This is a genomic window from Phenylobacterium sp., from assembly GCF_004297125.1.
In the GTDB taxonomy this organism is placed as follows: domain Bacteria; phylum Pseudomonadota; class Alphaproteobacteria; order Caulobacterales; family Caulobacteraceae; genus Phenylobacterium.
On sequence record NZ_SCVD01000039.1, the window covers coordinates 230,826 to 245,573 of the forward strand.

The following is a 14,748-nucleotide window of genomic DNA, read 5'->3' on the forward strand; positions in this document are numbered from 1 at the left end:
GCGCCGAGCCGATAGCGGACCGCAGAGTGCGCCTCGACCGCCCTCAGGCCTTCCGCCGCGCCGCGATCCAGCGGGTCACGCGGGTCTCCAGCACGGGCAGCGGCAGGGCCCCGGCCCCCACGACCAGGTCGTTGAAGGCGCGGATGTCGAAGCGCGGCCCCAGCGCCGTCTTCGCCTGGGCCCTGAGCGCCAGGATCTTGACCATGCCGACCTTGTAGGACGTGGCCTGGCCGGGGGTGACGAAGTAGCGGCGGATCTCGGAGCGGATCTTGCCCTCGGGCTGCGGGGAGTTGGCGCGGTAGTAGTCCAGCGCCTGGGCCTCGCTCCAGCCCTTGGCGTGGATGCCGGAGTCGACCACCAGCCGGATGCCGCGCCAGATCTCCCGGCCCAGCCGGCCGAAGTCGCTGTAGGGGTCGACGTAGAAGCCCATCTCCTTGGCCAGCAGCTCGGAATAGAGCCCCCAGCCCTCGACATAGGCCCCATAGTTGTACTGGCCGCGGAACTTCGGCAGGCCGGTCATCTCCTGGGCCAGCGAGATCTGCATGTGATGCCCCGGCCAGCCCTCGTGGTAGGCGGTGCCCTCCAGCTCGAAGGTCGGCGTCGCCGCCGTGTCGGCCAGGTGGACGTAGAAGACGCCCGGCCGGGAGCCGTCAGGGGCGCCGGAAGAATAGTGCGCCGCGCCGCCCGGCTCCTCGCGGAAGCTCTCCACCCGCTTCACGACCAGGTCCGATTTCGGCAGGCGGCCGAACACGGTGGGCAGCCTGGCCTTCATGCCGGCCAGGTAGCCCTCGGCCAGCTTCAGGTACTCCGCTCGGCCCGCATCGTCGTTGGGCAGGAAGAACCGCTTGTCGGTGCGCATGAAGACGAAGAACTCTTCCAGCGAGCCGGCGAAGCCGATCTTGGCCTTGAGCGTCTCCATCTCGCCGCGGATCCGCTTCACCTCGCTCAGGCCCAGCTCGTGGATCTGGTCGGCGGTCATGTCGGTGGTTGTCTCGTCGCGCAGCATGGCCGCGTAATAGGCTTGCCCGTCCGGCAGCGACCCGCCCCCCTTCGGATCGGCCGCGACGTTGGCGCGGTCGGCGGTCAGCCAGGCCGTCAGCCGGTCGTAGGCCGGCTTCATCTGGCCGGTCATGGCGGCCGAGACGGCGCCCAGCATCCGGCCCTCCTCGGCCTGGTCGATCGCCTCCGCGCCGCGCAGCTTGCGGAGCTTGGCCGTGGCGTCGGCGAACAGGGCCGAGTCCTTGTCGCCTCCGTCGAACGGCGCGCCGGTGGTGATGCGCCGCACCTCCTCCAGCGACTGGTCATAGGCGAAGCGCGGCATGCGCACCCCGGCGGCGGCCGAGGCCTTGGCGCGCTCCAGCGTCTGGTCCAGGGCCGGGCCGATGGCGGCGACCCGGGCGATGTAGGCTTCCATGTCCTCGGGCGTATCGACGCGGTGCTGGTTGATCAGGAAGTTGGGCAGGCCGGTGTGCGGGCCGCCGCGGGCGAAGACATATTCGTGGCCGCGCCATTTGTAGGCGGCCTCGGCCCGCTCCAGCTCCAGCGCCCACATGTCGTAGGAGGTGCGGGCGTCCTCGCCCAGCCCGGCGGGATCGAACTTCGCCTTCATCCCCGCCACGCTCCGGCGGCGCCATTCGATGGCGCGGGTGGCGGCGGCCTCGCTGCGGTCGGCGAGCTGGTCGTAGAGCTCCTTGCGGCCCAGACGGGTCAGCCGCTCGGGGTTCATCTTCAGCTCTTCCTCGAACTGGGCGTCGAGATAGGCGGTGAGGCCGGCGTCGAGGGTGGCCCCAAGGGCGCTCGAGGCCACGGCGGCGCCGGCCAGGCCCAGGCCAAAGTCACGACGGGACAGACGCATGCGTTCACTCCAGGTTGCGGTCACGAGGCCTAGCCAACTTCGTGGCCGCTGCACAGCGCCTCGCGCTTTACGCGGCCCGCGCCAGCCCCTACCCATCCCGGACCCGTCACCGAAGGACCCCTGCCCATGGCTTCCGGCCTAGTCGCGCTGCTGGACGATGTCGCGGCCATCGCCAAGATCGCAGCGACCTCGCTGGACGACGTCGGCGCGGCGGCCAGCAAGGCGGGGGTGAAGGCGGCCGGCGTGGTGATCGACGACGCGGCGGTGACGCCCGGCTACGCGGTGGGCTTCACGCCGGACCGCGAACTGCCGATCGTCTTCAAGATCGCGCTGGGGTCGCTGCGCAACAAGTTCCTGTTCCTGCTGCCGGGCGCCCTGCTGCTCAGCGCCTTCGCCCCCTGGGCGGTGACGCCGCTGCTGATGCTGGGGGCCTGCTTCCTCTGCTACGAGGCCGCCGAGAAGATCATCGAGGCGCTCGCCCACCACGACACCGCCGACGAGATCGACGAGCTGGCGCTCAGCTCCGAGGAGCTGGAGAAGCAGAAGGTCGGCGGAGCCATCCGCACCGACATGATCCTCTCGGCCGAGATCATGGCCATCGCCCTCAACGACGTCACCAACCAGCCCCTGGCGCTACAGGCCGCGGCCCTCGCGGTCGTCAGCCTGGGCATCACCGCCGGCGTCTACGGCGTCGTCGCCCTGATCGTGAAGATGGACGACATCGGCCTGCACCTGTCCCAGCGCCGCAACCCCGGCGCCCAGGCCCTGGGCCGCGGCCTGGTCAAGGCCATGCCGGTCATCCTGGACCTGCTCACCAAGGTCGGCACGGCCGCCATGCTATGGGTCGGCGGCGGCATCATCGTCCACGGCATGGAGCACTACCACGTGCCCGTCGTTCCCGGCCTCGTCGAAGGCTTCTCCCATTGGGCCGGCGCCTTCCCGGGGGTTGGCCCTGTGACCGGCTGGCTCGCCTTCGCGGTGGGCTCGGCGGTCGTGGGCCTGATCCTGGGCGGCGTGATCGTGGGGATCCTGCACCTGGTACCGAAGCGGAAGAAGGCGGCGGCCTAGCGACGCCCCTTTGGCGACCGGAGGCCGAAGGCGGACTCGCTGAAGGTCTCGGACGGGTCGATCCCGGGCGTTGGATCAGCGCACGAACCGGACCTTCGGTGACCCGCCGGAGGGCGAAGCTCATCGTCCGCGCACCTCGCGCCTTGAGTTCATGGGCGGCCACAGGCTCCACCGGCCGCACACTGGCGCCTCGCTAGGGCGTATGCTGGGTCAGTCGGGCGAGTTCGGTGCGGGGCTGCTCCCACTCGGGCTTGAGCTCGATGGCCTTGGTGTAGTCCAGGAACGCCGCCTGCCGCTGGCCCAGCTTCTCGTAGGCCAAGGCGCGGTTGTAGAAGGCCTTCTCGGGCTCCTGGACGCCAAGCTCGATGGCGCGGCTGAGATCGGAAAGGCTGTCGGCGAAGCGGCGGGCGCCCAGGGCCGCCGCGCCCCGGTTCAGGAAGGCCTCGCCCATGTCCGGCTTCGCCTGCAGCGCGCTGTCGAAGTCGGCCCTGGCGCCTGCGAAGTCCTTGCGCCGCAACTTCATGACCCCGCGGTTCACGAACGTGCCGGCCCGGTCGAGCGGGCTCAGGACTTCGGTGGTCAGGGCCGAGGTGCAGTTGCCCTCGGCCGAGACGTCGAAATCACCGGCCAGGGCGGCGTACGAGCAGAGCCGCGCCATGCCCCCGCCGAGAACCGTCACGGCCTGGCCATGGGCGCCTGTGGCCGCGAGGCCGGTGATCGTCGCGGCCGCGAGAAAGAGGCGAATCCTGCTCATGGGGTTCCTCCGCCAGCCGCTCTTGGTGGTCGTTCGATCACCCGGCAACTTGACCGCATTAGCCGCGCAACCCGTCATGCTTGTCAATTGGCCCGCTGCAAGCGGCGCGAGCCTGAGGTCATCCCGCCCGCCGGAGACAACGCAGATCGCGGCTTGACCGCGCGCGCCCCCGCGGCCACCTCCGGCGGGATGGAAACCCCAATGCTCCACGGCCCCCACGCGCCGCCCGCCTCGGGCCGCGCGCCGCGGTCGATGGTGATCCTGCTGCACGGCTATGGTTCGAACGGCGACGACCTGATCGGCCTGGTCCCCTATTGGCGCGACGCCCTGCCCGAGACGATCTTCCTGTCGCCCGACGCCCCACAGCCCTGCCCCGGCGTACCTGGCGGGCGGCAATGGTGGCCGCTGACCAGCTTCAGCCCGGAGGCCCGGGCGGCGGGCGTCCGCGAACCGGCGGCCGCGCTGAACGCCTATATCGACGCCCAGCTCGCGGCCCATGGCCTGGCCGAGGACCGGCTCGCCCTGGTCGGCTTCAGCCAGGGGACCATGGTGGCGCTGCACGTCGGCCCCCGGCGCGAGCGGCTTGCGGGCATCGTCGGCTATTCCGGGATGCTGGCGGACCCGCAGGCCCTGGCCACCGAACTGCGCTCCAGGCCGCCGGTGCTGCTGGTCCACGGGGACGCCGATCCCACCGTGCCGGTCGCCGCGCTGGGCCAAGCCAGGGCGGCCCTGGAACCGCTGGGCTTCGAGGTCGCCGCGCATGTCTCGCCGGGTCTTGGGCACAGCATCGACGAGCCGGGCCTTCGACTCGGCGGGGCGTTCCTCAGCCGGGTCCTCGCTTAGGCCGCGAACAACCTGATGCTGGAATTCGTGAGGGCCTGAGGCGGAAACAAGAAGCCCCGACCGAGGTGTGACGTCCTCAGGCCGGGGCGTTGTCTCGTGCTCGCGACGGGAACTGGAGAACCGCCGCGCGCCTCGCGCAGCCCGAGCCGGCCGCGATCGACCCCAGCAGGTTAACATCTTCAGGGATTTCGGCCAAATCGCGTTTTCGCACCTGCGAAAACACGGAGAGGCGCGACCCCGGACGCTCTCCTTCGCCGGGGCCGCGCTCAGCCGTCCGCAGCGCGACCGTGGGCTCGGAACGCGCGCTGCTTCTGACCTGCGCCGGGTCAAGGGCGCGATTTTCCGACCCGGGCTTCTCCAGAAACCTGAGGGTCGCGGGGGAGACGTCACGGGTCGGCGCCATCCCTAGGTCGGGCGGAAAATTATAATGCGGCGGACAGCGTCATCCCGACCGTCACCGGTCGCTGCGGCGTGATCTGACGTCCCTTGCTCCGACTGAACGGATTCCCGAACGCGAAGGTGTCGCTGAAAGAGTCCAGCGGGTTCAACACATAGACCTGCAGTCCGACGGGCAAGCCCCCCGCGGTCCCGACCAGCTCCGCGGAGAGCTTGGTGCGTGCGTATCCGCCCATCTTGGGCTGGGCGGCGTCGAAGGTGACCCGGGACTTGCCGACGTAGGTCGCCTGGCCGACCAGCCGCAGCGTCCAGTCCTGGAAGATCTCGCGCTCGTAGCTGAGCACCCCGCCGCCCGAGATCGCCGGCGCGCCCGGCAGGCCGTCCACCAGGTTGGGCCTGAAGTCCGGATTCACGCCCGAGGTCCTCGTCTGGGACAGGCGCCCGTTCAACTGGGCCGACAGCCCGTTCCCCGCGCGGAACGCCAGCTCGGTCTCGAGCCCCAGCACCCGGGCGTCGCCGGCGTTGGTGGTGTAGGCGATGCCGGACGGGCGGAACTGGTCGGTCTGGATGTCGTCCCAGACGTCGTAGAATAGCGCCGAATTCAGCGACAGCCGGTTCGACAGCCGCGCCATCTTCAGGCCGAGCTCGTAATTGACCAGGCGATCCGGCGAAAAGGTCTGGCGGATCGCGGACAACTCTATGGCGCCGCCGGTGTTGACGCCCCCGGAGCGATAGCCTTCCGAGACCACGGCATAGAGCAGGTCGCCCGGGGCGAACTCCCACTGCACGGACAGCTTGGGCGAGAAGCCGGTGAAGCGGGTGGTGCGGTCCAGGCTGCGGGGCTTGAAATTCTCCGAGACGACGTCGGACTTCGTCCGGGTATGGATCGTGAAGACCCGGCCGCCCGCGGCCACGGTCCAGCCGGGCGCGAACTCGTACGACGCCTCGCCGTAGGCGGCGGCCTCGCGCACATAGTCCCGCCGGTCGTCGCCATAGACGTGGACGAGGGGCGCGGCGAACGGCACCTGCGCCAGGAACTCGGTCGGCGACTTCACCGTCGTGTATGACCCGTAGAGGCCGGCCAGCCATTCGATGGGCCCGGCGCCCCGCGAGGTCAGGAACAGATCCTGGACGATCAGGTTCGTGCGGGTGCGCTCGGCGTAGGCCGCCCGCTCGGCGAAGGCGGTGTAGCGGTAAACCTCGTCGGTCGAGTCGTAGACGCTGCCGTAGCGGTGCCGGACATAGCCGGTGGACGAGGTGAGCTCGCCCCATCCCCAGGACCGCCGGATCGTGGCCGTGGCCAGCTCGATGTCGTTCACATGCGGCTCGGCGATGCGGACCGCCCGCTTCAGGCCGAGGCCGGGCGCCGTGTAGTGGGTGTCGTCGGACCGCAGGTGCTGGCCCGCCAGCGTCAGGTTGACCGACCAGGCCTCGCTGGGTTCGTAGGTGAGGATCAGCCGCCCGCCGCGCCGCTCCGTCCGGTCGACGTTGCTGCGGTCCTGGACGATGTCGTCGAGGTAGCCGCCCTGGACCTCTTCGTAGCCCGACAGTCGCAAGCCCAGTTCGTAGGGCAGCAGCGGGACGTTCACATGGCCCTCGACCGCGCCGCTGGGGGCGCCGCCCTTGGTGATCGCGCCCGAAGCGCGGATCTCGGCCGAGAACTGCTCCAGGTCCGGCTTGCGCGTGACGATACGATAGACGCCGCTGAGCGAACCCGCGCCGAAGAGCGCCCCCTGGGGCCCGCGCGCGACTTCCACCCGCTCCACGTCGACGAGCCTCAGGTCGGGGTCCGGCGCGTTGTAGTTGACCGGGATGTCGTCGAGGTAGGTGGCGACCGTCGAGCGGGTCCGGCCGGAATAGGCGCCGTCCGACAGTCCCCGCAGCAGCAGCTTGTTGCGGCCGGGCCCCAGGTTCGTGGCCAGGACGCCGGCGAACTGGCCCGCGGCCTCGCCCCCGTCCGTCGCCCCGGTGGCCTCGATGCTGCCCCGCGGGATCGACGTGACCGCGACCGCCAGCTCCCGCGGATTGCGCACCCGCTTCGTGGCGGTGACCAGCAGCTCCGAGACGGTCACCGGCGGCGGAGGCCGCGGCGTCTCGACGCGCGCCCGTGGCGACACCTCGACCGCGCCCGGCGCGATCACCCGCCACGTGCAAGGCGCGTCGGCGAGCAGCTGACCCAACGCCTGCTCCAGCGCCGCGGTCCCCTTGAACCCCTTGTGCGCATATCCGCTGCAGGCCGCCGCGCCGATCAGGGTGACATTGGCCTGCTGGGCAAGGTCGAGCAGGGCCTCGGGATAGGGCTGGGGCTCGACCTGGAACCGGATCCGTGCGGACGCAGCCTCGGCGGAGTCGCCAATCCCGATCGCCGCCATCACGGATGTGAGAGCGATCGCCAGTTCCCAACGTCCGAGGATAGTCAGCTCCGCCTTAGACTTCGACCTTACTTCCGGAGAAGCAGCAGCCCCCGCTGCGAAGGTACCGATCTTATAGGCAGCATCAAGCTCAGGCGCGCCATGACTGCGGCCTGATCGTCGAGAACGATCACGCCGGTGATCGGCATCTCGCCCAAGGCGGGGTCGGAGATCTCGATCTGTTCGACGAACTGGCGGTTCAGGTCGGCGACGACGTTGGCGAGCGGCTCGGCGCGATAGACCAGGCGGCCGGTCCGCCAGTCGAGCGCTTCCTGCGGGTCGACGGTCTGCAACGTCTCGACGCCCGTGCGGCCGATCTCCAGCCGCTGGCCCGGGGTCAGAAGGAAAGTCCGGCCGGAGGCGGCTGTGGCGGAGGGCCGCACCTGGACCTTGCCATGGGCGACGGTGACCCGGAGATCCCCCTGCCGGCTGCGGACGTCGAACTGGGTGCCGACGACGCGAACGATTCGGCCGGACGCCTCGACGGTGAACGGGCGGCGCTCATCGTGCGTGACGTCGAAAATGGCTTGGCCGTCGGCCAGCTCGACCCGGCGCGCCGACCGGCTGAAGCTCACGCTCAGCCGCGTCTCGGCGTTGAGGTCGACGACGGACCCGTCCGGCAGCGTCACCTTCCGATGCTGCCCCTTGCCCGTGGCGTAGGTCGCCGGCTCGGGCGGGGCGAGAAGCGAAGGCAGGACCGCGACCGCGAGCCCCGCCGCCATGGCCGAAGCTCCGCCCGCCACCAGCCAACGCCGCGTCGGCGCGCGCCGAGACGCCGGGCGACGCGCATCGACCGCCAGTTCCGCCAGCACGCCGTCGGCGCAGGTTTCGAATTCATGCCAGAGGGCGAGCGTCCGCTGATAGGCGCTCCGGTTCGCGGGCGCGGCGGCAAGCCACGCCTCGAAGTCGAGGCCGTCACGCTCGGTGACGTCGTCGCGCTGGAGGCGCGCGAGCCAGGCGCTGGCGGCGGCCATCACCCCATCCTCGTCCGTCGCCATGCTGGTCATCGGCTCGCCTGCCCGGTCCGCGCGGGCCGCGCTGGACAGCTCATGAGACGGCGCCGCGGAGCCGAACCCCTAGGTGGGGCGAAAAATTCCGATCCGGTCATGCCCGCAACCTTTGCGACAGGTTCCGGATGGCGGCCTGGATGTGCTGCTCGACCATCTTGACGGAGACCCCCATGGCCTGGGCGGTCTGGGCCTGGCTGAGGCCTTCCAGCTTGTGGAGCCGGAACGCCCGGCCCATCTGTGGCGGGAGCGCCGCCACGGCCTCGGCCAGCTGGCGAACCCGCTGCTTGGCGACGACCACCTCGTCGGCGGCCGGTTCGTCGACGATATCCTCTCCGCCGATCGCCGAGCGGGTCTCGCGCCGCCACTGGTTGTTGCGCTGCGAGGAGCGCTGGGTGCTCCGGACGTGATCGACCAGCAGGTTCGCAGCCATTCGATAGAGAAGGGCGCTGGGCGCCCGCACGTCGACCGCCCCGTCGTTCAGGGCCGCAAGCTTGAGGTAGAGGTCCTGGACCAGGTCCTCGGCGGTCGCCATGCAACGTGTCCTGGCAGCCAGGAACAACAGCAGGTTCTCGCGCTTCTCGAAGAACGCGCGGATCAGCGGGCCGTCTTCCGCGGGTTTCTTCGACGGCCCAGACGGCGCCAACCTCTCCCTCCTCCTGCTGTCGCGCGCTGCGCGCGCGCTCGTTCCCTGCGGCATGGCGAAAGATGGGGAATTAGCCAAGCGCTTTCACCCGGGTTTGGGTTCACGCGACCGGTCGTCTCGCCGCGGTGGTTTTCCGCACAGCTTTGAAAGTCCGCGCCACAGGTGGAAGCGAACGGCCGGGTGCGGCCCCAACTCCTTCTCATTGAAGCCCGGGCAAACCGGGGAAGGAGAAAACTAGATGAAGTCTCTCACTCTGGCGGCTGTGGCCGCCGCGACCACCTTCGCCGCCGGCGCGGCGTCCGCTCAGGACGCCAACTGGTACGTCCAGGGGAACGCCGGCGCGTCTTTTGAAAGCCGCCTCGACGCCACTCCCGACCGCAAGGGCGACACCGGCTGGGCCGTGAGCGGTGCGGTCGGCCGCGAGTTCGGCAACAACTTCCGCGCCGAAACCGAGCTGGCCTACCTGTCGGCCGACAACAAGGGCGCTACGCCCGGCAAGACCTCGGCCCTCGGCGGCTTCGTCAACGGCTATTATGACTTCAACCGCGGCGGGCAGTTCCAGCCCTTCGTCGGGGCCGGCGTGGGCCTGGCCCAGGTCAAGTCGCGCGGCGACGACGACACCGGCTTCGCCTACCAGTTCAAGGCGGGCGTGGCCCACCCGTTCAACGACCGCCTGACCGGCGAAGTCGCCTATCGCTACCTGGCCGTTACCGACGTGAAGGCAGGCGCGGGCCCGAGCCGCTTCGACGGCGACTACCACACCAACGCGGTGACGGTCGGCTTCCGCTACAAGCTCGGCCTCTAGCACTCCCCCTGCTGGAGGCCCACTCCGGCGCCTTGCCCCGCTCCCCCACCTGGGGCGAGGCGCCGGACCTTCCATGAGGACACGCCCGCGGCCCACGGCCTCGGGCGTGTTTTCGTTCAGGAGGCCAGCGCCCGGCGGTAGCTCGAGGGGGTCGCTCCGAAGGCGGCGCGGAACGCGGACGACATATGCGCATGGCTGGAAAAGCCGTAGCGGGCGGCCAGCGTCGAGAGGTCGTGGCTGGTCCGCTCCAGCGCCGCGCGCACCTCTTCCAATCGGCGGGAAAGGACGAAGCGGTGTGGGGACAGGCCCACCGCGCTCTGGAACGCCCGGGTGAAATGGGCGCGGCTCAGGCCGACCTCGGCCGCCAGTTCGGCCACCTGCAGCGGCCGGTCGAGGTTGGCGTCGATGAATGCGGTGAGGCGGCGCAGCTTGTGCGGCGTCAGCGCGGTCGTCGCGGCGGCGAGCTGCGGCGAGGCGGCGACGGTGGCGGCGCGCACCAGCAGGCTCTCCGCCAAGGCCTCGACGTAGCGAGGATCGGCCGCGTCCTCGTCGCGCAGGACACGGCGGATTTCCTGGGCCAGCAGGCGCACGCCGGGATCCGTGGCGCCGCGCGGAACGTCCTCCAGGTCCCTCAGCATCACGTCGCGGTCGCCATCATAGGCGACGGCAAGCACCTCCATGGGCTCCGGATGATGGATCTCCAGCGAGGCGCCTGGCTTCAGCAGCGCGAACGCGCCCGGCCGGCAGCCTTGCTCGGCGACCGAGCGCGGGGCCTGGAAGACGTAGAGCAGCATCGGCCGGTCGCCGGCGTACGACAGGTCGAACGACACGGCGGCCTGATGCCTGACACGGACGGATCCGGCGCGGACGGTGAGGATGGGGTTGTCGCCCTGGGCGTCGCGCAACGCAGACGCCGACCGGGCAAAGGGAATGACTTCGGCGGCAGACACTTAGAGAACTCTCCGGAGGCCCTAGATGGGGTCGCGACGCCGCTCCGCCAGTGGCGCGCCGGCCACAGGCTCGGTTAGAAGCCTCCACGCGCGCCGATCGCGCCAGTTCCGAGGACCCGAACCCTGGCCAGCCCCGTTTCCTCCCCTGACGCGGATATCATCGTCGTGGGCGCCGGATCGGCCGGCTGCGTGCTGGCGGACCGGCTGTCGGCGGACCCGGCCCGGCGGGTGCTGCTGCTGGAGGCGGGCGGCAAGGACGACTGGATCTGGTTCCATATCCCCGTCGGCTACCTGTTCTCGATCGGCAATCCGCGCGCCGACTGGATGTTCGAGACCGATCCGATCCCGGGCCTGGACGGCCGCAGCCTGCGCTACCCGCGCGGCAAGGTGATCGGGGGCAGCTCGGCGATCAACGCCATGATCTACATGCGCGGCCAGGCGGCGGACTACGACGGCTGGCGCCAGATGGGGCTGGCCGGCTGGGGCTGGGACGACGTGCTGCCCCTGTTCCTGGACCAGGAAGACCACATCGCCCCGCCCAACGACCTGCACCGCCAGGGCGGCGCCTGGCGGGTGGAGCATCCGCGCATGCGCTGGCGGGTCCTGGACGCCTTCGCCGAGGCCGCCGAGATCGCCGGGGTGGCCCGGGTCGTGGACTTCAACACCGGCGACAACGCCGGCAGCGGCTACTTCCAGGTGAACCAGAAGGCCGGCCGCCGGTGGAGCGCGGCCGCGGGCTTCCTGAAGCCGGCGCTTCGCCGCGCCAACCTGCGCCTAGAGACCGCCGCCCACGTGGAGCGGATCCTGATCGAGGACGGCCGGGCGGTGGGCGTGCGCTGGAGCCGGGGCGGCGAGGTGTTCGAGACGCGCACCGCCGGCGGCGTGGTGCTGGCCGCGGGCGCCGTGGGCACGCCGCAGCTGCTGGAGCTGTCCGGCGTGGGCGACGGCGCGCGGCTGTCGGCGCTGGGGCTTGAGACCGTGCGCCACCTGCCGGGCGTCGGCGAAAACCTGCAGGACCACCTGCAGATCCGGCCGATCTACGAGGTCGCCGGCGTCCCGACCATGAACGCGATGTACAAATCCTGGTGGCGCCGGCCGCTGATGGCCCTGGAGTACGCCGCGTTCCGCAAGGGCCCGATGTCGATGGCGCCGTCGCAGATGGGCGCCTTCGCCCGGTCGTCGCCGGACTATGCGACGCCGAACCTGCAGTTCCACGTCCAGCCGCTGTCGCTGGAGAAGTTCGGCGACCCGCTGCACGGCTTCCCGGCGATCACCATCAGCGTCTGCAACCTTCGCCCGACCAGCCGGGGCGGCGTCCACGCGAAGAGCCCCGACTCGCGCCAGGCCCCGTCGATCCAGCCCAACTACCTCGACACGGCGGACGACCAGCGGGTGGCCGTCGATTCACTTCGGCTGGTGCGGCGGATCGCGGCGCAGGCGCCGCTGCAACGCTATGGCGCGCGGGAGCGGGCGCCCAGCGCGGCAGCCACGTCGGACGACGAGATCCTGGCCTCGGCCCGCAAGCTCGGCACGACCATCTTCCACCCGGCCGGCACCGCGAAGATGGGCGTGGCCTCGGACCCGACGGCCGTGGTCGATGCGCGCCTGCGGGTGCGCGGCGTGGCGGGCCTTTGGATCGCCGACGCCTCGGTGATGCCCACGATCACCTCGGGCAACACCAATTCGCCCACGATGATGATTGCCGAAAAGGCCGCGCGGATGATCGTCGAGGACGTCTAGCGGCGCGTCCGCCGCCCACTACCGTATTTTACCGTAGGTGACTGTCCGGGATTTCGGCGTTCGCGGTTTCTGGCCACTATCCGGCTCTCGCCTGATCGGCGTTCACTCAGCCCAAAGCCAGTACTGCGACGCCCATGGCGCCCCCCCTGCTCGTGCATATCATCGACGACGACGACGCCGTCCGCGATTCCCTGGCGATCCTGCTGGAAACGCGGGGCTTCGACGTCGCGACCTATGCGACCGCGCAGGCGTTCCTCGACCACGCCGAGGGCGGGATCGAAGGCTGCGTCATCACCGACGTGCAGATGCCGGAAATGAACGGCCTGCAGTTGCTGCGGGCGTTCAAGGCGCGGCACCTGGACGTGCCGGTGCTGGTGGTGACGGCGCGCAGCGGCCGGACGCTGGCCGAGGAGGCGATGGCCCAGGGCGCGCGCGCGCTGATCGAGAAGCCCTTCGATCCCGACGCCTTCGTGGAGACCATCCGGACCACCCTCGCGGACCGACCGCCAACCTAGTCCTCCCGACGGGCCTCGATGGCCATGCGCACCAGTTCCGACAAGCTCTCGGCGCCCATCTTCATCATCAGGTTGGCCCGGTAGGCTTCCACCGTGCGCGGGCTAATGCCCAGGTCGCGGGCGATCTCCTTGTTGGACTCGCCCTTGAGCACGCCCTCCAGCACCTCGCGTTCGCGGGCCGAAAGCGCGGCGATGCGCTCGGCGTTCTCGCTGCGCTGGCTGTTCCGGCTGCTGTGGGCCTCGAGCTGGGTCAGGGCCTGGCGCACGGCCGCCACGATGGTCGCGGCCGAATAGGGCTTCTCGATCAGGTCGAGAGCCCCGTTCTTCAGCGCCTCAACCGCCATCGGCACGTCGGCCTCGCCGGTGAGCACGATGACCGGGAACTGGGGCAACCGGTCGCTCAGCCGGCGCAAAAGCTCCAGGCCGGTGATCACCGGCATCTGCACGTCGGTGACGACGCATCCGCTGGGGGCCTTGTCCAGGCCTTCCAGGAACGCTGTCGCCGAGGCGTAGGTGATCACCGAGAAGCCGGACGCGTCGAGCAGCGTCGCCAGCGAATCCCGCACCGCGTCGTCATCGTCGATGACATGGACATTCCCCCCCAGGCTCATCCTTGCAGTTCTCCTCCCCCGCTGCGCTTCAGGGTGAAGTGGAAGGTGGCGCCGCCGTCATCGTTGGCTTCCGCCCACATCCGTCCCCCGTGCGCCTCGATGATATTGCGCGAAATCGACAGACCCACCCCCATTCCGTCGGGCTTGCCGCTCACGAAGGGCTGGAAGAGGCGGTCGGCGACCTGGGGCGAGATCCCCGGGCCGGTGTCGGCGACATGGACCTGCAGGACGCCCGGCTCGATCGCCCGGCTGCCGAGGCGCAGCTCGCGGCGCGGACGGCCGGCCATCGCTTCCACGGCGTTGCGCACCAGGTTCAGGACCACCTGCTGCACCTGGATCCGATCGGCCATGACCCGGTCGGCGCCCCGGTCGAAGTCGTAGCGCACGACGACGCCGTCGCGCCCCTGGCCGCCGAGCGCGACCTCGACGGCCTCCTGCACCATTCCGGACGCCGACTCCTGGGCGATCGCGATCTCGCCCCGGTCGACGCTGGCGCGCACGCGGCCCACGATCTGGCCGGCGCGGACGGCCTGGTCGCCGGCCTTGCGCACCAGTTCGCCTACCCGAACCGCCGGGACCTCCTCGCGGGCCAGCAACTGCTCGGCGGCGTTCAGGTAATTGGCGATGGCGGTAAGGGGCTGGTTCAGCTCGTGCGCCAGCGAGCCCGCCATCTCTCCCATGGCGTTGAGGCGCGACACCTGGACCATCTGGGCCTGGAGTTCGGCCAGCCGCTCGGCATAGGCCCTCGCCCGCCGGATCCCCCGCTTGCGCATGCCGCCGGCGAAGGCGAACACCAGGCCGAAGGCGGCAAAGATGGCGATCGCGCCCGGTCCCAGCGTCCCGGCGCCGCCGTCGAGGAGGACCCACTGCGCGACGGCGATGCTGAGCGTCGTGACGACGACGGCCGGCCAGAAGCCTCCCACGAACGCCGCCAGGATGATTCCCGGCCAGGCCAGCAGGAACGGGGCGTTGGCGCCGAGGGTCTCCTGCAGCGTCAGCCTCGACAGGACGACCAGCCCGCCCAGCCCGACGGCCGACAGGAAGGTCCACAACTGCGCCCGCCAGGCCGCGGACGGAATCCAGGCTGGAACTCGCACGGGCTTGCGCCCCCCACACGCACAACGACCTCAACCATACCCGCACCGCC

Annotated in this window: 13 protein-coding genes; 5 read left to right on the plus strand and 8 right to left on the minus strand. The window is 70.4% G+C overall.

The annotated features are described in order from the left end of the window. Positions 1 to 43: 43 nt before the first annotated feature. The gene (locus tag EPO51_RS25820; RefSeq protein ID WP_293356743.1) at positions 44 to 1,855 is read right to left on the minus strand and encodes a DUF885 domain-containing protein; all 1,812 of its coding nucleotides are present in this window, start codon (positions 1,853 to 1,855) and stop codon (positions 44 to 46) included. Positions 1,856 to 1,981: 126 nt separating this feature from the next. Between EPO51_RS25820 and EPO51_RS25825 the strand changes: the two genes are divergently transcribed. After that, complete coding sequence (locus tag EPO51_RS25825) at positions 1,982 to 2,923, plus strand: DUF808 domain-containing protein (RefSeq protein WP_293356745.1); 942 nt, start codon at positions 1,982 to 1,984, stop codon at positions 2,921 to 2,923. A gap of 193 nt (positions 2,924 to 3,116) precedes the next feature. Here the strand turns inward: EPO51_RS25825 and EPO51_RS25830 are convergent, their stop codons facing one another. After that, complete coding sequence (locus tag EPO51_RS25830; protein ID WP_293356747.1) at positions 3,117 to 3,677, minus strand: tetratricopeptide repeat protein; 561 nt, start codon at positions 3,675 to 3,677, stop codon at positions 3,117 to 3,119. 201 nt (positions 3,678 to 3,878) lie between these two features. On the opposite strand from EPO51_RS25830, the gene EPO51_RS25835 reads away from it, so the two are divergent. Continuing rightward, positions 3,879 to 4,520, plus strand: a complete 642-nt coding sequence (locus EPO51_RS25835; RefSeq protein ID WP_293356749.1) for an alpha/beta hydrolase — start codon at positions 3,879 to 3,881, stop codon at positions 4,518 to 4,520. Positions 4,521 to 4,942: 422 nt separating this feature from the next. On the opposite strand, the gene EPO51_RS25840 is transcribed toward EPO51_RS25835, so the two are convergent. From EPO51_RS25840 to EPO51_RS25850, 3 genes are all read right to left on the minus strand, one after another. Further along, the gene (locus tag EPO51_RS25840; protein WP_293357021.1) at positions 4,943 to 7,288 is read right to left on the minus strand and encodes a TonB-dependent receptor; all 2,346 of its coding nucleotides are present in this window, start codon (positions 7,286 to 7,288) and stop codon (positions 4,943 to 4,945) included. Between the two features lie 68 nt (positions 7,289 to 7,356). Next, positions 7,357 to 8,301, minus strand: a complete 945-nt coding sequence (locus tag EPO51_RS25845) for a FecR family protein (protein WP_293356751.1) — start codon at positions 8,299 to 8,301, stop codon at positions 7,357 to 7,359. Between the two features lie 130 nt (positions 8,302 to 8,431). Beyond that, entirely contained in the window at positions 8,432 to 8,980 is a 549-nt protein-coding gene (locus tag EPO51_RS25850; RefSeq protein WP_293356753.1) for an RNA polymerase sigma factor, read from the minus strand. A 238-nt stretch (positions 8,981 to 9,218) separates the two neighbouring features. Here EPO51_RS25850 and EPO51_RS25855 point away from each other — a divergent pair, with 238 nt between their 5' ends. Next, entirely contained in the window at positions 9,219 to 9,785 is a 567-nt protein-coding gene (locus tag EPO51_RS25855; RefSeq protein WP_293356755.1) for an outer membrane protein, read from the plus strand. A 116-nt stretch (positions 9,786 to 9,901) separates the two neighbouring features. Here EPO51_RS25855 and EPO51_RS25860 read toward each other — a convergent pair whose 3' ends face one another. Next, complete coding sequence (locus EPO51_RS25860; protein ID WP_293356757.1) at positions 9,902 to 10,690, minus strand: helix-turn-helix domain-containing protein; 789 nt, start codon at positions 10,688 to 10,690, stop codon at positions 9,902 to 9,904. A gap of 210 nt (positions 10,691 to 10,900) precedes the next feature. On the opposite strand from EPO51_RS25860, the gene EPO51_RS25865 reads away from it, so the two are divergent. Next, complete coding sequence (locus EPO51_RS25865; protein ID WP_293356759.1) at positions 10,901 to 12,475, plus strand: GMC family oxidoreductase; 1,575 nt, start codon at positions 10,901 to 10,903, stop codon at positions 12,473 to 12,475. Positions 12,476 to 12,609: 134 nt separating this feature from the next. Further along, complete coding sequence (locus EPO51_RS25870) at positions 12,610 to 12,990, plus strand: response regulator transcription factor (RefSeq protein WP_293356761.1); 381 nt, start codon at positions 12,610 to 12,612, stop codon at positions 12,988 to 12,990. Here EPO51_RS25870 and fixJ read toward each other — a convergent pair. Beyond that, positions 12,987 to 13,601 carry a response regulator FixJ gene (gene fixJ, locus EPO51_RS25875; protein ID WP_293356763.1) on the minus strand — a complete coding sequence of 205 codons (615 nt, stop codon included), beginning with the start codon at positions 13,599 to 13,601 and terminating at the stop codon, positions 12,987 to 12,989. The two genes, EPO51_RS25870 and fixJ, sit on opposite strands and share 4 nt — an antisense overlap. Further along, complete coding sequence (locus EPO51_RS25880) at positions 13,598 to 14,698, minus strand: sensor histidine kinase (RefSeq protein WP_293356765.1); 1,101 nt, start codon at positions 14,696 to 14,698, stop codon at positions 13,598 to 13,600. The genes fixJ and EPO51_RS25880 overlap by 4 nt, the downstream gene beginning before the upstream one ends. Positions 14,699 to 14,748 lie beyond the last annotated feature (50 nt).